Here is a 21167-nt window from a genome sequence, read left to right as displayed (position 1 = left end):
TTTTTTAAGCATACCTTATTCTTACAGGAGGTGTCTATTATTTCAGAACCTACCGCTCCCTATAAAAAAACAACTTCCCCCGCAGAGGATGCACAATCAATGCCATCTGTTACCGATGAGGCTCCACAGAGGGCTATCCCTGCTGCGGACAAAAAAGCAGCAGCCATCACCGAAAAAAGTGAAACTGCCGCTGCAACCCAAACCGCCAGACTTACTGAAAAAGTAACAGCGGCTGAAACGACGGCTTCCAGTAATCCGCTTATTGCCACCACCGAGGATTCCTCAGCGAAAGCTAGTGAGCCTAATACGACACCTGAAAGCAAAGAAGCAACAGCACCACTTGCAACCCCAGAGACCGCTGATTCTCCGACAACTACGACAGATTCTATACCTCATAGCGCTCCTTTCATCAATGAATTCGATGACCCGGCGATTCCATTAGACGTCTTGGAACCCCCGGTGCGAGAACACCAAAATCTGCGGGAATGGATCCAACAACGAGAAGAAGAACGCCGACTTCGACGACAACAAGAGACCTCTGAAGCCAGACGGGGACAGGTCGTCGACAACTCACAAGAAACTGCCAGAAGACTGTCACCGTTGCAGCCATCGTCGACAGTTGTCCCGAGTGTCACTGCAGAGACTGAGCCTTCCACACCTCAGTCCTCGCCGCAAGCTATCCCAAAGGCTGCTACAAGTAAGTCTTCCACAGCAGAGTCACTCGCAATAAATCCAACGACGCAAACCAATCCCCGGGACCATTCCTTCGATAATATCCGCGCCGTCTTGATCTTTCTGGTGATTTTCGGTCATGCGTTGGAATATTTTCGTCTGACGGATCATGTAGCAGAATTTATTTATGTCTTTATCTATTTCTTCCATATGCCGGTCTTTATCTTTATTTCCGGCTATTTTTCCAAGAACCTGCAGCGCGGTCGTGAGACAGCTGTTCGTAATTTTTTGCTGCCATATCTGCTGTTGAACCTGTTATTGAGTTTGATTATGTTGGCGCTAGGAAAAATCGACGAAATCCTGATTCTAAATCCCGGGTGGACGCTTTGGTATCTCTATTGCATGTTTATCTGGCGCCTTTTACTACCAGATTTAGTCAAAGTACGCCACATCTTGATTGCTAGTTTTGTCGTTGCCATCTTCTCTGGTTTTTTGACCGAATTCGGTACCTACATGGCAATGGCGCGCACGTTGGGCTTTTTACCTTTCTTTTTGGCTGGGTACTTCTGTCGACCAGAACATATCGCTCGCATCCGCCGCTTCCCTTATCGTCGCCTGCTGAGTCTGTTAATTGCCGCAGTGGGTCTGTTAACAGCCAGCTTGTGGTTAGCTGCTGATCTGCCACCGGAAATTTTGTGGGGGGATCGCGCTTATGATCTGATCGGTATTCCCCTGTGGCAAAACCTATTGGCAGACATTTACCTGTATGCGCTGAGCTTTGCCTTTATCTTCGTCTTCATCACGCTGGCAAAAAACCGCCACCGTTTTTACACTATTTGGGGCCAAAACACCTTAGCCATTTATTTACTTCACGTCTATTTGGTGGCACCACTGGTGGATATCGGCGATCGAATTGGCGCAATGAATCCACCCGGGGGCAGCTGGTGGGGCCTACCAGCACTACAATTCTTCTGGTTATTAGCCGGTTCGGTGACCATTCTCTGGCTTTTGAGCCGACCGATTGTCAGCCGCGGAGTCGCCATCGCATTAGACCAAGTCACCGGCTGGATTATACCGAAATATTGAGTTGCTATGCAGCAATAAAAAAATCGCTGGTACACACCCATCTCCAAAAGCTGGCTTTCTCAGCTTGCGTTTAAGATGGTGTATGCTCAGCGGTTTTTTTACTGTTATTGTACGCCTGATGGATAAGGCTGTGGTGTCACAGTTGGGCCATAGACTTCTAATACTGTCTCCCCCTGATCGTTCTTGGTGAAGCGCATCCGATCAATAGCAAATTCTCGAGGATCTGTGTTGTACAAAGTTTGGTGGCGATGATAGATCATAAACAGCTCTTTGCCGTCCGGAGATTCTGCGACGGCGTGATGACCGGTGCCGTGAGCCAAAGAATTAGACTGCATGATAGGATTTTCCTCATACTTTTCAAAAGGTCCCAGAGGCGAGTCAGCTACAGCATAGCCAGCACCATACAATGGGCTTTCAAAATGGGAGCCGGAATACGTTAAATAATACTTTCCTTCGTGCTTCAACATATACGGCCCTTCGTTGATGTTACCCATGTCCATCTCCCACGGCTGAGAGGGTGACAAGACTTTCACTACTGAGCTTTCATCAATAGTTTCCATATCTTCATTTAGCTTTGCGCCCCAAATATGGTTGCCGTTGTCAAATCTGACAAAATAAAGGTAATACTGTCCATCGTCATCTTTGAAGGCATGGGCATCGATTTCTTGGGTATCCTCATGCATCGGGCCGAATTTTTCTTGTTTGAATGGCCCTAACGGATTTTCCGCTACACTGACACATAGATGCTCATTTGCCGTGTAATACATATAAAAACGTCCGTCTTTTTCGATGAGATCCGGTGCCCAGAAACCATTGTCGCCCCAGTTGTCAGGACCAGCTGTCATCGCCATACCAGCATCTTCCCAGTTGACTAAATCCTTTGAAGTATAGACTTTAATACCCCCGATGTTACGACCAGGAGTTGTAGGGTACAGATAATAAGTCCCTTCCCAATAGAGAATATCTGGATCAGCAGCCTCTTCCAAAACAGCATTGAGATAAGTCTTCCCTTCAATCGTTGGGGCCTGGTAATCAGCTACGGAAAAATTAGAAAAGCTCGTCGTCAATCCTTGATTCTGAACGCCGACTTTACCACTCATAAAATCTTCATCTACAATGTCAATCACCGGCCAGCTGTCAGCAGTTTCATTTACATAGCCCAAAAGATGATTGCCACTTGCTTTGACTGTCAGGCGGTAATCAGTATCTGGCTCGATTTTCAGACGTTTTGTAGCAATTTCAACCCATTCACCATTGGTAGTGTCTCCTCGCTTCAAAAAGACCTGTTGTTTGAAAGGATCGATACCAAAATAATAGCCGGACACGACATCGTCACTTTCTTTTAATTCAGCTTCAGCTACTCGAAAAAGCAATCCAGCATCTGGCGATTTTTCTTCTCTGCCCGTTGACCAATCCTCAAAGGTCACCGTCACCGACCCTTCAAAATCGGTTGTTTCTTGTTTGTCATTGATCCACTTATTTCCCATACCTGATGCCATTTTCAGTCCTCCTTCTACTGTGTTCATCTTGGCAGCTTGACTGCCGGAATACGCCGTCCAATTTTTTTCATCTTGAAAATTACTGTGGTATTTTTGAGGCAAAAATTGGATGCCAATCAGAACAGCTAATGCGCTGACTCCCACCACGCAAATTGCCCATACCCACCATTTTTTGTGAAACTGCTTCATCCACTCTCTCCTTTTCAAAGAGAACCAGCGGCACAGGCCACTGGTTCTCTTGATATATCAGTCTTCCTGCTGAACTGTCGGATTATTTTAGGCGACGTTCATTGACAGCAGCAATAGGAGGGACTGCTAATTTAGGTTGGCGGTCCACATCTAACAAACCATTGACCTCTTGTTCTACATCAGTCAATTGAGTGTAGCAATAGCCAACAACATACGGCAAATCTTGAATTGCTTGATGGATTTTATCGAAGCGATCCATGAATTCCTCATCTGTGCGCACTTGGTGACCGTAGCCCCATTCGTCTTTCTTTGAAGTAGAAAAGGCGATTCCGCCAAATTCGGAAATAATCACTGGTTGACCACGATAGCCGTAGCCATCAGCAAAAGCATAAAAGTCTTTATTGAACTGGATACCATTATTAACGATTGCCTCTTTATCAGCATAACGGGCTGCAAAGGCTTCTCCGTATTCTTCATAATCATGTAAGGTCAAAATATCGGAAATCGTGTGAACCCAGCCATCATTTGTGATTACTGGCCGATTTGAATCGTAGGCTTTCGTCAAATAGTAGACAGTCTCAGTGAAAGCCTGTTGTTCTTTGTCGTGAGCAATATTCTTAATCCCCCAAGACTCGTTGAATGGCACCCAAGTGATGATGCTCGGGTGGTTGTAATACTGTTTGACGATTGCTTGCCACTCAGGGATAAAGTTTGCCACGGCAATATCATTGAAAGCATACGTGGAGGGCATTTCGCTCCATACCAACATCCCCATTGCATCACACAAATACAAAAAGCGTTCATCTTCTAATTTTTGATGTTTCCGCAGCCCGTTGTAGCCCAGCTCTTTGATTCTCTGGATATCCAATTCCAGCGCAGCTACTGATGGCGGCGTGATAGAAGACTCTGGCCAGTACCCTTGATCCAAAATTAATCGCTGGTACAACGTCGTGTTGTTCAACAAAATCTGCCCATCTTGAATGTGAATCTTCCGCATGCCGAAATAGCTGTTCACTTCATCCAGCAAATCACCAGCCCCGTTATACAGCCGGAAAACGACATCATACAAATTAGGTTCTTGGGGATTCCAGACCTTGGTTCCCCAACATGGGTCTTCTTGCAGGCGAGTTTCCAACACAAATTTTTGCATTTTTTGGCGCAATCCACTACGTACTTCGCTGACAGCTTCACCTGCAAATGTCACTACCGCTTCAAATACCAAATCCTCAGAAAACCCTGCTGGCGCATTGATTTCAGGTTGAAAAACAACTTGATCGGCATCCAAATCCGGCGTAATTTTCACCAGTTCCAAAGCTACCGCCGTTTTTCGCTCCTCGAGCCAAACCGTTTTCCAGATACCGGTATTCTGCACATACCAGCAGCCGAAATTATCCTGCTTCCATCGCTGTTTACCCCGAGGCTGTTCACAGTCCACAGAATCTTCTGCTCGTAGTACAATCTGATTTGCTCCAGCTTTGACTAGCGAAGAAATATCAAAGGAGAAACGTTCGGAAGCGCCACGGTGGGTCCCGGCTACGCTGCCATTCACCCAAACGGTCGTTTCATAATCCACTCCTTCAAAATACAAGGTCAGCATCTGACCGTCATGAGCAGCTTCAAACCCCCGTTGGTACCACACTACTGGATGATGTTCTTCTTGATGGATACCACTCATTTTTGTTTCATAAGTGAAGGGAACGGTGATGTCATAGTCTTTTTCAAACCCTTGGCACCACTGCTTAGCCACTCCCTCATTTTCATCATCAAATTTAAAATCCCACTGTCCTTCCAAAGAATGCCAATTTTCCCGGATAAACTGTGGTCGGGGATGAAGTTTTCTTTCAGTTGTCATGCGTTTTCTCCTTCTTCTGGGAGCAACTATAAATCAAGTGCTCATTGCCAGCTGCATCTGTTTACTCTTTTATTACCATTGTCCCCGCAGATTGATCCGCTCTGGGAAATAGCTGTCATTGATTTCTTTAATTTTTGCCAGGTCTACTTTTGGCTGACGATCATACGTCAAAATACCGTTGATTTCTTGTTCTACATCCGTCAGCTGCGTATAGCAATATCCCCATAAAGCTTTTGAATCAAAGATTGCCGTCATGATCCGAGCATAATCTTCCAAATATTGCTCATCATTTTCAGCTGTGGTATAGCCCCAGCCCGCTTGACCGCCAACTTTATAACCAATGCCACCAAATTCTGTTAACAAAAGCGGTTGCCCTTTATACTCATATCCCTCGGCAAAAGTCGCCCACTTACCTGGTGGCATATGCACTAGCCCTTCCACGTCGGCCAAGCTGTCTTTGAAGTGCTGATACTTTCTGACTTCATTCTTTTGCCCATGAGAATAATTGTGGATAGCACAGATATCTGTCTCAGTCATTTCCCAGCCATCATTTGAAATCACGAGTCGAGTACGATCCAGTGCGTGAAGTATATGATAGATACCTTGCGAAAAGCTTTGTTGTTGTCTGTCATGATGCACTTCCGGGATTCCCCAGCTTTCATTTAGCGGCACCCAAGTCACGATACAAGGATGGTTGTAATCTCGTTCCAAAATTTCAAACCACTCTTTAGTCAGATTAGTCACCGCTTCGTTAGTATAAGAAATGGCAGAAGCACATTCTCCCCATACGATGAAGCCCATCTGATCCGCCCAATACAAAAAGCGTGGATCTTCTACTTTTTGATGCTTACGGCAACCATTGAAACCCATGTCTTTGGCTAGTTGGATGTCTTTCTTGAAGTCTTCATCCGTCGGCGCCGTCAACAATCCTTCTGGCCAATACCCTTGATCCAGCACCAATTTTTGATAAAACGGATGGTTGTTCAAAAAGACCATGCCTTTTTCAGTGTGAATCTTGCGCATCCCAAAGTAGCTAGATACTTCATCTAATACAACATCTTCGTCTTCTAACAAGGTCAATTCCACATCGAATAAGTTAGGATTTTGCGGCGACCACGTCCAACCATCATCATGAAAATTACTGCGGAAGATTGTATTATTGTACAAATCGATTTTTCGTAACAAATCTCGTGAAGTCACCTTCAAAATATCCTCAGCCAACTGTTGGCCTTTGAAGGAAATTGTATATTTTAGCCGTTGTCCCAGGGTAAATTGATTCAATTTCACAGCTGCTTCTACTAATCCATGATCTACATCCGGCGTGAACTTCACCGAATCAATATAGGTCTCAGCCACAGCTTCCAACCAAACAGTCTGCCAAATCCCTGTTGTATTGGTATACCAAATCCCCGCAGATTCCGGTCGCCAAAATTGTTTGCCTCGAGGAATCTCTTCACTATCGTGGAAATCTTCTACTCGAACTGTCAATCGGTTGCCAGCAGGCTGGACTAATTCAGTGATATCCAATGTGAATGACGTATGTCCTCCCACATGATTACCCGCCAAGCTGCCGTTTACATAGATTTCCGCCTGATAATCGACAGCGCCGAAATGCAGCAAACAGCGCTGTTCACTTTTTGCCGACCAGTCGAAATTCTTTTCATACCAGACAATGTCGTGAACCTCTTGCTTATCGATTCCACTCAATTTTGTCTGGTAAACAAACGGCACCTGGATTTTTTGATCCAAACTTGCCGAACCGTTAAACCAGCCTGCTGTTCTCCCAACATTTTCATCATCAAAGGCAAATGCCCATTCACCGTTTAAGTTCTGCCATTCTTTTCTGACAAACTGCGGGCGAGGATATTCATTTCTCATCACAACTTACGCTTCCTTCCTATTGACCGACAAACAAGCTCTATTTGAAGACCTAAACCCTCAGTAACCCAATCACCCGCAATCCTTCGTTTCAATGCCGGTATCGTCTTGGTCTTATAGCTGTTTGTAGTCGAACGTCATCACTATTCGGTACAGCGAGATACTTTGCAATTTTGAGTGCATTTCATAACTCACGATGTACCCCTGATTCTCCCATTTTGCTCGCAACCTTCTCCCATGACGGCTACGAACGCTTTAATTATTTGTAACTGACACACTTAAGAACGACTGATTTTAACTGGTGCCAAGCCCGCTTTTCGTGAAGCTTTGCTTTTAGCAAAGTAAACTACTCCGCAAGCGATGCCTAAAACCATGGATGGAATATCCAGAATAAAGTAAGAAAACAGACCCTGTCCTAAGAAAAATAAACCAAATTTTTTGTCTCTTTGACTGTCTTTCATGTATCGCTTAGCTGTCACCAAATTCAAAATCCCCAGGCCAATTAACAACGAGCCAAAGGTACAAGTCAGCGTGAACATGCTGCTGTTGACTGTCTGGTTGGCCTGATCAATTGCTTGTGCGCCCATCTTTCCACTCAAAGGGGCAAGCTTGTATAATCCGAAATACAAGATAGTAATCAGACCGTCAATAACCTGCCAAATTCCCATCAAGGTCGCCATCCGCCGTTCTGCTTTTCGATTCATTTCTCTCACCCTTTCACGCCAGCTGACAGTGACATGGATTCCAAAAAGTATTTTTGTGCAAACAAGTACAAGATAAAGGTTGGTACGATAGCAATCAGAGCACCCGCCATCAACAATGTCGGTTTAGCTGCATACATCCCCTGTAAAAGCTGCAATCCAGATGTGATCGGCATTTTTTCGATATCGTTGAAGACAATAGACGGCCACAAAAAGTCATTCCAAGAACCGGTGAATGCAAACAACGCTACTACCAGCAAAACCGGCTTAATCAATGGCAGAATAATCTTGAAGAAAATTGTGCCTTCGTTCGCGCCATCAATCTGAGCGGCTTCATCGAAATCTTTTGGAATATTGTCCATGAACTGTTTAACTAGAAAAATATTGAATACTCCGGCAGCTCCAGGTACGATCATAGCCAACGGGGTATTTACCCAACCAAGAATGTCCACAATCTTATATAGCGGAATCAAGTTCACAACACTTGGGAACATCATCGTCGCTAACAAGAAAGAAAATAGAAAGTTCTTGCCTTTAAACTGCAATCGGCTATAAGCAAAGGCAGATAAGGAAACCACTACCAGCACCAGTAACGTATGCGAAACGGAAATCAACAATGAGTTCAAAAACCAGCGAACCAATGGCGTTGAAGTATTATTTACCAACAGCTCTTGATAGTTGGTCAAGACCCATTCGATAGGCATAATCTTAAATCCTGAAGTCATCAGCTCCATCTCGGATTTAAATGACGTCAAGACGCCGTATGCCAACGGTACAATCCAGACACAAGCCATCGCCAATAAAAACAAGAAGGCGACGATTCGTGAAACAGAGAATTTTTTATGTTTATTCATCACAATTTCCTCCTAGTCTTCTTTACGCAGCAACTTGAATTGAATTGCCGATACGATCATGATACAAACCCCTAAAATCACAGCCATAGCCGAAGCAATACCGGCAATAGACTGCCCAGAGCCAAACGCATTTTGTTGGATATACATCAAAAGCACCCGTGTTGAATTGTTGGGGCCACCACCAGTTAGCATCAAAGGTTGCCCGTAAATATTGAACTGTGCAATGGTGGTCATTACCAAGGTGTACAAGATTTGCCCTTTAATCGCCGGCAATGTAATTTTCGTGAATTTTTGAAAAGCGCTGGCACCATCGATATCCGCAGCTTCATAGAAATCCTTCGAAATTCCGTTTAGTGCGGCTTGATAAATGACCATATTCCCACCGATTGTCCACCAGACAGTCACCACGACTAAAGTCACCCATGCATAAGGCTGTGTCCCTGTCCAAGGAATGTCTGAATTCAGCATTGTATTTACCGGTCCATAGTTCACATTAAAAATCAGCGTCCAAATGATTACCACTGCCGAAATAGCAAACAAAGACGGCATGTAGAAAATCGATTGGAAAAGCTTACCCAATTTCGGTTTGGTATTCAGAGCCGCAGCTAACAACAACGGCACCGCGATACAAAAAGGAACGGAGAAAATCACGAATTTGAAAGTATTGGCTAAACCAATTCGCAACTGTTCATAGAATGTTGAATCTTTTTGGAAAAAGAGCTCTTTATAGTTGTCCAAGCCGATAAAAGTCGGCGAGCCGAACAGGTCCCAGTCAGTAAATGAGATATAAATCCCAAAGATTACTGGAATTAAAAAGAAGATTGTAAAAATGACTAAATGCGGAGCTACAAACAACCAAGGTACCAGTTTTTTATGTCCCTGCTTTCCTGTGCTTGAAGCAGCAGACAGTTTACTATTCGTCGCCATCATAGTCTGTTTCCTTTCTTGATCGAAATGCTGTAGAAGTAATTACTGCAGCGTGACACACCCTCGCAGGAGTATGTAAAGAGGGGTACCCGTTTACTTTGACCCCAAAAGACAGAAAACTTTCGAACCATATAAATATTGCGCCTGTTTCCGCCGGTGACTCATCAGCCGTGAAGATGACCAGATTCACTATTTCAATATGGTTCGAAAGTTATTCAGCCTAGTCTTGCCTTATGTCATACTCCTAAGATTGCTTACTTATTGGAACTATCTTTTGCAACTTTGTCAGCTACTTCTTTTTGCATACCTGTCGCAAAATCATCAACAGTCATTTTACCGAAGACAACATCCAAAGCATGAGCATCAAGATATTCTGCTACATAACCATTGTATTTGTAATCGAAAATTTTCAATGTTGCTTGTTCTTCTGGCGTGCTGGTGAACAAAGATTGTTCCATATCGGTGTATTCTTTGTTGTTCAATAGATCCAGCGTTGCCGGGTTTTGTCCTGCTTTAGCCCATTCCAAGGAGTTGGTTCGTACCCAGTTCAAAAATTCCATGATTCCTTTGGTTTTTTCTTCCGAGCGATCTTTGTTTTTGAACATGACGAATTGGTGAGACGATGCCCAGTTAACAGCTTGAGATAAGTCATTCGACAATTGTGGTGAATTCGTCAACCCCCAGTCAAATTTTGCTTCTTTGACTTGATTGCGCATCCAAATTCCTTCTGGATAAAGCACCATCTTACCTGACAAGAACAATTGCGCCGGATCTTCACCGTCACGAGTAGTAATTTTTTCCTTGTACATGTCTGCATAGCGTTGAATTGCTTTTCTGGTAGCTTCTGTATCCAATGTCGGAGCTGTGCCATCTTCAGTTAACTGACCACCTTCTTGAGCGAACAGTGACAAGAAGTTCGGTTTAGCCCAGGTGATTCCCAAACCACGAATGCCATCAGCTTCTGCTTTTTTACCAATTTCTTCCACTTCATCAAAGGTAATGATATTGTCATCTAATGCAGTCGGCAGATATTTGTCTAGCAACTCTTTATTGTAATAAACGCCCCAACTGTGGATATCTAACGGCACACTGTAACGAGCACCATCAATCTCACCAAGATTCCAAGCTTCTGCTACATAGTTTTCGCCTTTGATATCAGGATAGTCCTTCAGCGCGTCATCATAAGTCACCAACATGTCGTTGTCTTTGTATTGCTTGATTCGTTCAGCATGGACGATATTCAAGTCAGGGATATTTTTGCCCGAATTGACAACAGTAGGAATTTTGGTATACATATCGCTTTCTTTCAAAGAGACGTTTTTTACTTTGTACTCGGGATTGGTTTTGTTGTAGTCATCGATCAACTTCTTCATGTTGTCCCCATCAGCACCTACAAATGGATTCCAGAAAGTAATCTCATTTTTGCTTGCGGATGACGAACCGCCGGATGAAGAATCTCCACCGCCACAACCTGCCAACATCATCAAACTTGCACCGGCCAACAACACAACTCCTGCTAATTTCTTGGTGTTCATTCCGTTCCCTCCATATTTTACTTTTAAGTTATTTCTACTTTAAAATTCTCTGCTATAAAATTAACTTAAAAGTATTTTTTGTTTTGTTCCTGCTTGCTACACGTATAAATTAACAGCCCTTGTAATCGCTGTCAACGCTTTTAAAACAATATATGTCAAAAACAACTTTACAGTTAAATCGATTACATAGTATACTGGGTCCAGCGAATATCAAATTAACCTTTCAGTTAAAACGGAGATGATTTTTTATGGAAATCGACTTAGATCTGCACTCGTTGCCTATTTACGAATGCCTGGCCAGTGAGACGCGGCTGAAGATGCTCAAGTTTATCGGCAATCAAAAAAAATCCATTGGCGAGATCGCTGAGTACCTGCAGATGAGCAATGCAATGGTCACTCGTCACGTCCAACAGATGGAGGATGCCGGCTTATTGAATTCTGAACGAGGTGTAGGAATCAATCGCAACAAGAAGATGGTCTTTTTGAAAATCGATGATATCCACATCAATTTCCCAGAAAAGGTCTATCAAGGATACAAAGTTCATCATGACGAGATCCATATCGGTCACTTTACTGATTTTAAAGCGGCACCTACCTGTGGACTGGCTACAACCAAAGCACTAGTAGGTAAGCCGGACGAACCCAAATACTTCATGGCTGCTGATCGTGTCAACGCTTCGCTGCTGTGGTTCAGCGAAGGTTTTGTGGAATATAAGATTCCCAATATGATTACAGAAGATGAAGAGCCTAATATGCTGGAAATCAGCTTTGAGATTGCTTCAGAGTTTCCTCTGTCAAATAATGTCTGGCCTAGTGATATCTCCATCTATGTCAATGACGTCCTGGTGGCAGTTTACACCGTTCCCGGCAATTTTTCCGACACCCGCGGTCGCTACACACCGAAATGGTGGAATGAAAATTTCAGCCAATACGGTCTGCTCAAGCATCTGCGGGTCAACAAACTGGATACCGGCATTGACGGCGAAGCCTATTCGCCAGTCACTATCGACGACCTTGACCTGAAGAACAATCCTTTCATCACCTTGCGCTTGGCCGTTGAACCCGACGCAGTCAATAAAGGCGGCCTGACCCTGTTCGGTCAAGGCTTCGGTAACCATAATCAGGGTATTTTGGTAAACACCTACTACTTGGAGCGGGACTGAATCCGAATCTTATAGCATCTGGCCCCCACCTTCAAGCAGCAAATCTGAATCTGATGGTATGAAAAATCCCCGCAGGAAAGCAATCCTGCGGGGATTTCAGTTTGGCTTGAACCGGTATTTGGTTTACAGGCAGATTAGCTAATTCAAAGCAGACATCACGTCTTACCGCCACCATCTTTTCCATAGGTTTGATAACGACCTGGAGTCACTCCCTCATATTGTTTGAACATGCGAATAAATGTATTCACGTTTTTGACGCCCACAGCTTCGGCAACCTCACTCACCATCAGTTTGCCTTCTTCGAGCAATTGTTTCGCATGATTGACCTTCAGTTGATTAAGATAGTTTTTAAACGTGATTCCTGTGCCCTCCTTGACCATTCGTGACAGATAAGATTCTGTCAATCGAAATTGATCGGCCAAATCAGACAGCGAGAGGTCTTCTTTATAATTCTCATCAATGTATTCCAAGACGCGATCCATCACATCATGGCTTTCTTCTGGCACTTTCCCTGCAACACTGAAGGACTCTTGAAACAGTGACAGAAACAAACGGTAGAGCACTTTGGTGTCCGTGCTGACAAGACGATCAAAAATATCTTGGTTGTTGAAATAAAAATCAGAGTAGTCTGCTCCAGCTATTTGAATGATTCTTTTAAGTGTATTCACTAAAGCCTGCTTTAAATCTTCAACGGCTTGAGTGCCTAAGCGCTTTTCAACGCAATTTGTTCTTAGAATACCTTCAATTAGGGCCGTGGCTTCCTCGATTTTTCGCGATTTGACTAAGTGGACGAGGCGTTGTTCTGCCTCTACAGAATAGACATAATTTACCCCCTTGTCCAAAGAACGGTTGACAATGATTTGTTCCGTTTTGAAAATACTTTCTGAGTTCAAGCTGAACACATCTCGAAATGTAGAGGCAAACTCATTTAACGACTCAAAGGGTACCGACAAGACAAATTGTGACGAAACATGTAAGTCATTGGCCAATAGATTGCGCAATTTTTCGATTCTTCCTAAAACAATATCTTGATTTTTACTAGAATAGGTCAAAGCAAATTTGCTAGAATCTATAGGTTGAACGTACAAATGGATATTCTTAGTATCTGTGCTGTATTCAATGATTCTCTGTCGAGCTTTCAGTAGTTCGCGATCCCCCAAATTCTCTTCATCCGCGGAACGTCCTTTTATTGTCAAAATGACAATCAAGCCCCCCTGCTCCAGCGGTTCTAAGCCGATAATGGGAACAATCCTTTTGATTTCTACTGGAGTGTACTTCCCAACAAGAACATTTTTGAAAAAAACTTCTCGAATATCCTCAAGGTTTGCTTCCTGAAATCGACCAAAATCAGCTTTACTATTCTTCAGATCCTCAATCTTTTTGATTACTTCTTCAATATCAGTGGTATCCATATCGCCACTTTGAATTTCTGTTATGATTTTCCGATATGGGCGATAATTTGTACGACTGAAGTAAATCGTCAGCAAGGAGCCTAGCAAAAGAAGGCCAAATAGAACAGTAAGAATTAGTATAATGGAGTCTGTCGGAATATAGCCCAATGCGCTTTGCGGAACAATGTACAGGTAGGCTAAAGTGGGCACAATAGCAGAATATTTCCAGAACCCCGCTTCATTTTTAGTTTGTCCATGACCGATGCCATTTTTCACTGTACTATCCAGTGGTAAAAATGGAGCCGTATTGTCCGCTCCGCCCGTATCCTGTCCATCTGCTGCCAAAGAATCATGAAAATATAATTTTCCATCAATATTCGAGATTTCTTGACCTCGCAAGCGATTTTTATCCCAATTCACAATGAAATATAACGGGCTTTGATCTCCAATGCGATAACTTTTTCTCAATAGATACAGGTTCTGATTGACGCTGATTATTCTTGTCTGATAGCGATCATTGCTACTGAAAAAATTCTCTGCCTCTTGATTGTCCTTCGTTATTCCGATAAATGACAAGTAATCATCAAAAGCAAAATAGCCGTTCAATCCAATGACCATTTCTCCTGCTCCTTGGGTGATTCCCAAATTGTAGCCTAATTGATAGCCTGAAAACAGATTTTCTTTCATCTGATCAAATACCTCAGAATACAACGCATAATCGGTTTTTTTGGCGTAACTCAACCTTTGAATCACGTCATTTTCAGCCAACATCTGGGTAGAATCAATCGCCGTCTCAATCTGCGAGTCAATCCGCGCCGCCTCTCTTTCAAGATAAAATTCCACTTCGACAGAGGATTCATACTTCTGTCGACTCAGTTCTTTTGAGATAAAAACGAAAAGAATCAAGGCAGTATATAAAATGATGATCACGGAGAAAGAGTAGAAAATTTTTTTGTAGATGGTATTCTTCATCTTCACACCTCCATCACACAAATTATGACACAGCGAGCGCTTACATAAAAGACAAAGAGACAGCACGCAACCGGCTGTCTCCTATTTATCTCATTGTAGACGAAGTGTTACCACTTCATATGGATGGATATCAAGTTGGAGTTTTCCCGCGGAAGCCGTTGCCCATTCGCTTTCATTTCGTTCCATCAAGTTTGTATAACACCAGTCCACCGGTCTATCCAAAATTAATTTCACTGAACTGCGGCCACCAGAATAATCATGCAATCGTAAAATCCAGCCCTCACTGTTTTCAGCCTTTTTAAATGCATCAATAGTGACGCCACCACTAATTTCAATTCCAAGCTTAGGTAAAAGACATTCTTCTCGTTTTAAAAGTGTCAAAGGTTCATTGATTTCCCATGCTTCTTGAATCGTTTTTCCGACTAAAAAATCACCATCATGAGGTAATAAACTATAGGTAAAGGCATGTTGCCCGATGTCCGCTGTTGGATCCGGATAAATACCGCCTTTCAGCAGCGAAAGCCGTAATACTGTTCCTTTGATATCATAGCCATATTTACAATCGTTTAATAATGAGACACCATAATTTCGCTCAGACAAGTCGGCCCATTGATGCCCAACGGTTTCAAATTTAGCCATGTCCCAACTGGTGTTCCAGTGATTTGGACGTTTTACATTCCCATATTGAATATCATAGGTCGCTTCAGTTGATCGTACATCGACATCAAACGCAACTTTGAGCAGGCGCTGCCGTTCCCTCCAATCTACATCGGTAATAAAATCAATTCGCCGGGAGTGTCTGTAGAATCTGACTTTTTGGGTCAGCTGTGATTCACCGATTTTCCCATTAAACGTAAGTTCTGCAAAAAGAGAATTGTTAGCCGTCAAGTCACTGGACTCCAACTGAATCTCTACCATTTTCTCTTGATAAAAAATATCGATATCCCATGCATCGTAGTCCTTAGGTTTATCTTCAAAGACCTGCAGCACATTTCCCTTTCCTTTGAGCACTTCCCTCTGATGCTCTTTATCAAAGAGTCTAGTAAAGTGTCCTGTGCTATCCCAATGCAAAATGTAATATGGTGTTTCTAGTGTATTGCCACTCTTTTGCGCAGTTACCTCAGCTTCTTTTAGCTTGTCTAATGTGGGTACCAACAACAAGTCGGACAATCCTTTAATTTCAGGAATTCGGAGATAGCTTTCATCTTTCTCTTTGATGACTTCATACACATTTCCTTGATCGTCTTGATAAGCCTTATGCTCCGTTTTTGGCAGTTCAACAATGGTATTGCGACTCCAAGCCGCAGTATTTACTACAAGCAGGTTTTCTGTTTCCTGCTGCAGCTTTTCGAAAAGACACTCTTTTTCTTCAGTAACTACTTGAAATTCCTTCTTGTGGTCTTGATAGACTTCTTTGATGGAAGAGCCTGGGATGATATCGTGAAACTGATTACGCAGCAACACTTCCCACATTTCAAACAATTGCTCTTTTGGATATTCGATGCCTTGCAGTTCGCCAAAAGAATAGAGCGTCTCTAACTCCCGCAAAGCAAGCTCGGTTTTACGGTTCATTTTCTTTACATATCCTTGGGAAGTATACGTTCCTCGGTGATATTCAAGATACAGCTCCCCATCCCACTCATGAACATAATGGTCCGTAGTTTCTATTGTCTCATGCAGTTTTTCAAAAAATTCTTTCGCCCGTCCAGTCTTGACTTCCGGTAATCCTGGTACTCGATCCATTTGGCGGCGCTTTTCCAGCATATCGCGAGTCACACCACCACCGCCATCACCATAACCATATGAAATTAATAATTCATGATTGATATCTTTGTCACGATAGCCACGATAGGCACCCAAGACAGTTTGAGGTTCTAACAGCCCATTGTAGGTATAGAACCATTCGGAAGCCCAACTAGCATGGGGCTTGGGTTCTGGCGTTGTAATGAAATGAGTCAATACCTCACTTCCGTCCATTCCTTCCCAGATAAAGGTATCGTGGGGCATCCGATTAAACTGGTTCCAACTGATTTTGGTAGTCATAAAAGTATCGATTCCACTTTTTTTCAAAATCTGCGGCAGGGCCCAAGAATATCCGAATACATCCGGCAACCAGAGATAGTTCACCTCTTGGCCAAATTCTTCTTTGATAAATTTTGATCCATGGAGGATTTGACGAGTTAGCGATTCACCACTGGGAATATTGCAATCTGATTCGAGCCACATCGCACCGTCCACTTCCCAGCGACCTTGAGCCACTCGTTCCTTGATCTTCGCATAGATTTCCGGATAATCCGTTTTAATATATTTATACAGCTGCGGTTGCGTTTGCAAAAAAACATACTCCGGATAGCGTTCCATCAGTTTTAGCACTGTTGAAAAGCTGCGAGCGGCTTTTTCTCGAGTGTGCTTTAGTCGCCATAACCAAGCTACATCAATGTGTGTATGGCCAACAGCTGTAATCACAACATTGCCGTCTTTTTCCATATCATCTACCGCATCTGACAAATAGGTAGCAGCTTTTTTGACTGAATCATAGAAGGATTCATTCCCCGGATAAGACCAGTCAATCTCTAAATAGGCGCGATTCAAAATATCCAGTAATTGATATCGAACAGGATCATTTCCATCCAATTCTTGAATCGTATTCAAAATAACATCCGATAGATAATATAGTCCGTCCGTTTCTCGATCTAACTCCACTAACTCAGCTCGACGAAACTCATGTTTTTGCACTTGCTCTGGGCCCCCACCTTCTAAACCAGACCACAGACGAAGCGCAACATCTAGTTTTTTCCCCAATAAATCCTGATCTAAAAAGACTTCTTGATGGTTGCTATCTACCCCTTGATACGGTTTGCCATTGATGAAAAGCAGTGATTCAAAACCTGAATTATAGCCGCCACCAGTTTTACCGATGTCAAATAAAAATAGCAATTCACCATGATTAGGGATCTCAACTTCTCGCTGAATCCATAAATAGAAATCTCGCCCTTTCCAATAGCTATCCAAGCTAAATGCTTGTCCTGATGTAAAATCAGTTGGAGGATACTTCTCTTCTTTTGTTGAGTCTTCTTTAACAAACCAGTCTGTTAATGTCAGCTTATTTCGATAGCGCAATTCTTTTAAAGCATCAATTCGCCCTCGCAGCTTATCTTCTGCAAACGTCAGATTCATCATCCTTTTGTAGCCCCTCCCATACTAAATCCTTTTGACATAAAGTTTTGTGAAATTGCATATAAAATTACAACCGGCAGCGAGTATAGAACTGAAAATGCTGCCAACCGTCCGTAATCGACCATTCCAAAATTCCCAAAAAACTGAAAAATAGAAACAGAAGCTGGCATCTTCTCAGGAGATTGAATCAGAATATAGGGCACAAAGAAATTGCCCCAACTGCCTGTAAAAGTAAAAATTCCTACTGTAAAAATCCCTGGCAACATCAGGGGTGCAACAACTTTGCGAATTCCCTGCCACGTAGATGCTCCATCAACCCAAGCAGATTCTTCCAAATCCAATGGAACCGAGTCCATAAAGTTTTTCATCATCCAAATTCCGTAAGGCAGAGATGATGCGGTCAAAAAGAGCGTCAACGCAATCAATGAATTTTGGAATTTTAAATAGAGAAACATTTGGAATACTGGCACAATCACAGCGGTCATCGGCAATGAAGTCATGAACAAAATCGTCATCATAAAAGATTTTTTATAACGCAGCTTGTAGCGAGAAAGCGGATAGGCTGCCAACACACATAAAATAACTATCAGTAGCGATTGTCCACCCGAAATTAACAAACCGATTCCAAAAGAACGAACCAATCCGCCATCTGTTATAATCGAAACAAAATTTTCCAAAGTAAAACTTTTAGGCATTTTTAAGGCCTGAATGGCTCCTGTATCTACAGAAGCAAAAATCATCCACAATAACGGTAACAAAAACAAGATTCCCAACACTGAAAGGATGATGTAGTGGATTACCGTTTCAATCTGATAACTTCTTTTCACCATACTCTTTCACCTACACTTTCACTTTCAACGTCTTCATATAAATTAGACTGGCTGCTGCGCCGAGAACCAGCAGAACTAACGAGATAGCTGTCCCATATCCAAGTTGATAACTAACAAAAGCCTGCTTATACATAAATACTGGTAAAGTTGCTGTACTGACACCTGGACCGCCACCAGTCATCGTATAAATTAGCGTGAAGACTCCCAAGGTTTGTAAAGTAACCAGCATAAGATTGGTAGCAATTGTTCCTCTAACCATCGGTATCGTTATTTTTGTCACTATCTTCCAACGTGAAGCACCATCCATAACAGCCGCCTCTTCAACTTCTTTAGGAATATCATCCAACGCTGACTGAAAAACCATCATTGAGAATGCTGTTCCTCGCCAAATATTGGCAACGACTACACTGATCATAGGAAATGTAAACAACCAGGCTATCGGTTCAATATTGAATAAGCCCAGTAACCAGTTGGCTGTTCCACTCTCTCCCAAAAAAGCTACCCAGCAAAAAGACACGACTACTTCAGGTGTCACCCATGCAGCAATCACAATCAGTCCGATTACACGCCGAAACGTTTTATTCTTTTCTCGCATCAAAAAGGCAATCAGAAATCCCAAAAAGCACTGACCTAATACAGCAGAGAAAAATACAAAAACAATCGTGTTCCAAACACTAGTACGAAATTCAGGATCTTGAAACATTCGTGTAAAATTTTCGAATCCTATAAAGCGCAGTTGACTCGCTTCCGCTCCGGTCAGCGCAAGGTTAGTGAAAGAAAATATCACCGTCAACACCATAGGACCGACAAAGAAAACCAGTAGTAGAAGCCAGCTTGGGAGTAAAAAGAAAATCGATTTTATATTATCTGATAAAGGCTTTTTCGTACGTTCATCTCGCGGACGTCCCGCTATTCCATTCTCCATGTTTTCCACCTTCTTAGTAAGTAAAGACAACGAGCATAACTGCTTTTAGATAACTTCTGCTGGCCGTTATGCTCGTCACTTTCTATTTCTTGATATTGTCCTCGCCAACAATTCGCGTCACATTGGTCGCATAATCTTTTGCGGCCTGTTCAGGAGATTTAGACCCTGTCGCAACTGCCTCTACCATGTTTTGGATTTCTACGGATACGTTCGGATATTTATCATCTGCCGGCCGGAAATGCGCATTTTTCAAAAAGCCTGTTGCTTCTTCAATAAATGGTTGATCTTTATACTCAGGGAGTTCCGCTGAATCATCACGAACCGTCAGATTCCCTTCTGCGATTGCTCTCTTCGCCTGTTCTTCTTTACCACCAAGCGCTTGAATGACTTTCCAAGAAGCATCCTTATTTTTAGCTTTTGCAGGAATCGCCCAAGTCCAACCACCAGACATCGTAGTCGTCCCTGGCTCGTCACCATTTTGAGTAGGCATTGCCGCAAAGCCAAAACGTTCAGTCATGTTCTCAACCGGTGTTGCGCCAGATTCCGTCCAGTTTCCTTGACTCCAAAAACCATCTAGCAGCATTGCAACTTCGTCTTTAGGGAATTTTTCTTGAAACATAACAGAGCCATAGTTACTATTGATTGCAACTGAAAGAGAGGGCCCTAATTTTTTCTGGTTATAAATTTCATCGATAAAGTTCAATGAGTCTATAATCCCCTGACTGTCGACATCCCATTTACGAGTCTCTGTATCAAATAACTGATCCTTAGTCCCATAGAGCAGCATCTCAAAAGTTTGCATTGAAACAGATTCTCCATTTGCTTTCGCTACCCCCATCCCAAAAGGAATTACATCTGGTTGGCTGTCTTTTACTTTTTGAGCGGCAGCCACAATATCTGCCCATGTTTTTGGCTGCCAATCTTCTGGAAGTCCAGCCTTTTTGAAAACATTTTTGTTGTACCAAATACCACGAGAGTCCGATGTTCCCGGAATTGCATATAGCTTGCCATCTTGTGCAATTGAGCCTGCTTTCAGATTTTCAGTATAATTGCTCCATTCATCCCACTTTGCTACGTACTCATCTAGCGGTGTCAAGTAGCCGGCATTCGCATCAGAATTCAACATGAATGAATCCTCTGCAACAATATCTGGTGCGGTACTTTCTGACTGCATAGACAGAGCAACCTTTGAAAAATAATCGCCTTCACTAGCTGTTATAGAAGAGGGTGTTACTTTGATATCTGGATTCTCTTTTTCAAATTTTGGAATAAACTCCTCATCTAAGAATTTTTGCATCTTGTCATGATCACCAGTATTTCGCCAAGTGATTTTAACTTCGGTCTTTCCTTCTTTATTTCCCCCATCACTCGAACCTTTCGAATCATTTCCACAACCAGCTGCCATTAAAGGAAGCAACAGCAGTGAAGCAAACAGCGCAACTTTTTTCATTCTAAGATTTGACATTTTTCTAAGCCTCCATAATCTTTCTCAAAATTAGTGTTCCTCCCACCTCAC

14 protein-coding genes are annotated in these 21167 nt (G+C 42.8%); 2 read left to right on the top strand and 12 right to left on the bottom strand.

Translation table 11 applies throughout. The annotated features are described in order from the left end of the window. Positions 1-99: 99 nt before the first annotated feature. The gene (locus ACOMA8_RS05030) at positions 100-1758 is read left to right on the top strand and encodes an acyltransferase family protein (protein ID WP_421369026.1); all 1659 of its coding nucleotides are present in this window, start codon (positions 100-102) and stop codon (positions 1756-1758) included. A 104-nt stretch (positions 1759-1862) separates the two neighbouring features. Here the strand turns inward: ACOMA8_RS05030 and ACOMA8_RS05025 are convergent, their stop codons facing one another. From ACOMA8_RS05025 to ACOMA8_RS04995, 7 genes are all read right to left on the bottom strand, one after another. After that, on the bottom strand, positions 1863-3446 hold the full coding sequence (locus tag ACOMA8_RS05025; protein ID WP_421369023.1) for a family 43 glycosylhydrolase: 1584 nt from the start codon (positions 3444-3446) through the stop codon (positions 1863-1865). A gap of 82 nt (positions 3447-3528) precedes the next feature. After that, positions 3529-5298 carry a glycoside hydrolase family 2 protein gene (locus ACOMA8_RS05020; protein ID WP_421369020.1) on the bottom strand — a complete coding sequence of 590 codons (1770 nt, stop codon included), beginning with the start codon at positions 5296-5298 and terminating at the stop codon, positions 3529-3531. 72 nt (positions 5299-5370) lie between these two features. Next, complete coding sequence (locus ACOMA8_RS05015) at positions 5371-7179, bottom strand: glycoside hydrolase family 2 protein (RefSeq protein WP_421369017.1); 1809 nt, start codon at positions 7177-7179, stop codon at positions 5371-5373. A 275-nt stretch (positions 7180-7454) separates the two neighbouring features. Continuing rightward, positions 7455-7880 carry a hypothetical protein gene (locus ACOMA8_RS05010; protein WP_161900249.1) on the bottom strand — a complete coding sequence of 142 codons (426 nt, stop codon included), beginning with the start codon at positions 7878-7880 and terminating at the stop codon, positions 7455-7457. Between the two features lie 5 nt (positions 7881-7885). Then, positions 7886-8731: a carbohydrate ABC transporter permease gene (locus ACOMA8_RS05005; protein ID WP_161900250.1), complete on the bottom strand. Its 846-nt coding sequence runs from the start codon at positions 8729-8731 to the stop codon at positions 7886-7888. A 12-nt stretch (positions 8732-8743) separates the two neighbouring features. Next, positions 8744-9658, bottom strand: a complete 915-nt coding sequence (locus tag ACOMA8_RS05000) for a carbohydrate ABC transporter permease (RefSeq protein ID WP_202622228.1) — start codon at positions 9656-9658, stop codon at positions 8744-8746. 254 nt (positions 9659-9912) lie between these two features. Beyond that, positions 9913-11193: an extracellular solute-binding protein gene (locus ACOMA8_RS04995; protein WP_161900252.1), complete on the bottom strand. Its 1281-nt coding sequence runs from the start codon at positions 11191-11193 to the stop codon at positions 9913-9915. Positions 11194-11441: 248 nt separating this feature from the next. Between ACOMA8_RS04995 and ACOMA8_RS04990 the strand changes: the two genes are divergently transcribed. Next, positions 11442-12356 carry an ArsR/SmtB family transcription factor gene (locus tag ACOMA8_RS04990; protein ID WP_421369012.1) on the top strand — a complete coding sequence of 305 codons (915 nt, stop codon included), beginning with the start codon at positions 11442-11444 and terminating at the stop codon, positions 12354-12356. Between the two features lie 155 nt (positions 12357-12511). On the opposite strand, the gene ACOMA8_RS04985 is transcribed toward ACOMA8_RS04990, so the two are convergent. The 5 genes from ACOMA8_RS04985 to ACOMA8_RS04965 form a co-directional block, all read right to left on the bottom strand. Next, on the bottom strand, positions 12512-14719 hold the full coding sequence (locus tag ACOMA8_RS04985) for a helix-turn-helix transcriptional regulator (protein ID WP_421369009.1): 2208 nt from the start codon (positions 14717-14719) through the stop codon (positions 12512-12514). Between the two features lie 90 nt (positions 14720-14809). After that, positions 14810-17896: an alpha-mannosidase gene (locus tag ACOMA8_RS04980; RefSeq protein ID WP_421369172.1), complete on the bottom strand. Its 3087-nt coding sequence runs from the start codon at positions 17894-17896 to the stop codon at positions 14810-14812. Next, positions 17896-18726 (bottom strand): carbohydrate ABC transporter permease, encoded by an 831-nt coding sequence (locus tag ACOMA8_RS04975; protein ID WP_161900255.1) that lies wholly within the window; start codon positions 18724-18726, stop codon positions 17896-17898. Before ACOMA8_RS04975 ends, ACOMA8_RS04980 begins: the two co-directional genes overlap by 1 nt. A gap of 10 nt (positions 18727-18736) precedes the next feature. Further along, positions 18737-19651, bottom strand: a complete 915-nt coding sequence (locus ACOMA8_RS04970) for a carbohydrate ABC transporter permease (protein WP_421369006.1) — start codon at positions 19649-19651, stop codon at positions 18737-18739. Positions 19652-19733: 82 nt separating this feature from the next. Continuing rightward, on the bottom strand, positions 19734-21116 hold the full coding sequence (locus tag ACOMA8_RS04965; protein WP_161900257.1) for an extracellular solute-binding protein: 1383 nt from the start codon (positions 21114-21116) through the stop codon (positions 19734-19736). Between the last annotated feature and the right edge of the window lie 51 nt (positions 21117-21167).

The sequence above is a fragment of the Enterococcus infantis genome (assembly GCF_049166715.1).
Classification (GTDB): Bacteria; Bacillota; Bacilli; order Lactobacillales; family Enterococcaceae; genus Enterococcus_C; species Enterococcus_C leclercqii.
This window is presented reverse-complemented; position numbering and strand designations above follow the sequence as displayed.

Bases quoted from the DNA above. Each gene is read 5' to 3' on its own strand.
- ACOMA8_RS05030 (WP_421369026.1), top strand. From the start codon at position 100: ATGCCATCTGTTACCGATGAGGCTCCACAGAGGGCTATCCCTGCTGCG.
- ACOMA8_RS05025 (WP_421369023.1), bottom strand. From the start codon at position 3,446: ATGAAGCAGTTTCACAAAAAATGGTGGGTATGGGCAATTTGCGTGGTG.
- ACOMA8_RS05020 (WP_421369020.1), bottom strand. From the start codon at position 5,298: ATGACAACTGAAAGAAAACTTCATCCCCGACCACAGTTTATCCGGGAA.
- ACOMA8_RS05010 (WP_161900249.1), bottom strand. From the start codon at position 7,880: ATGAATCGAAAAGCAGAACGGCGGATGGCGACCTTGATGGGAATTTGG.
- ACOMA8_RS05005 (WP_161900250.1), bottom strand. From the start codon at position 8,731: ATGAATAAACATAAAAAATTCTCTGTTTCACGAATCGTCGCCTTCTTG.
- ACOMA8_RS05000 (WP_202622228.1), bottom strand. From the start codon at position 9,658: ATGGCGACGAATAGTAAACTGTCTGCTGCTTCAAGCACAGGAAAGCAG.
- ACOMA8_RS04995 (WP_161900252.1), bottom strand. From the start codon at position 11,193: ATGAACACCAAGAAATTAGCAGGAGTTGTGTTGTTGGCCGGTGCAAGT.
- ACOMA8_RS04990 (WP_421369012.1), top strand. From the start codon at position 11,442: ATGGAAATCGACTTAGATCTGCACTCGTTGCCTATTTACGAATGCCTG.
- ACOMA8_RS04985 (WP_421369009.1), bottom strand. From the start codon at position 14,719: ATGAAGAATACCATCTACAAAAAAATTTTCTACTCTTTCTCCGTGATC.
- ACOMA8_RS04980 (WP_421369172.1), bottom strand. From the start codon at position 17,896: ATGAATCTGACGTTTGCAGAAGATAAGCTGCGAGGGCGAATTGATGCT.
- ACOMA8_RS04975 (WP_161900255.1), bottom strand. From the start codon at position 18,726: ATGGTGAAAAGAAGTTATCAGATTGAAACGGTAATCCACTACATCATC.
- ACOMA8_RS04970 (WP_421369006.1), bottom strand. From the start codon at position 19,651: ATGGAGAATGGAATAGCGGGACGTCCGCGAGATGAACGTACGAAAAAG.
- ACOMA8_RS04965 (WP_161900257.1), bottom strand. From the start codon at position 21,116: ATGTCAAATCTTAGAATGAAAAAAGTTGCGCTGTTTGCTTCACTGCTG.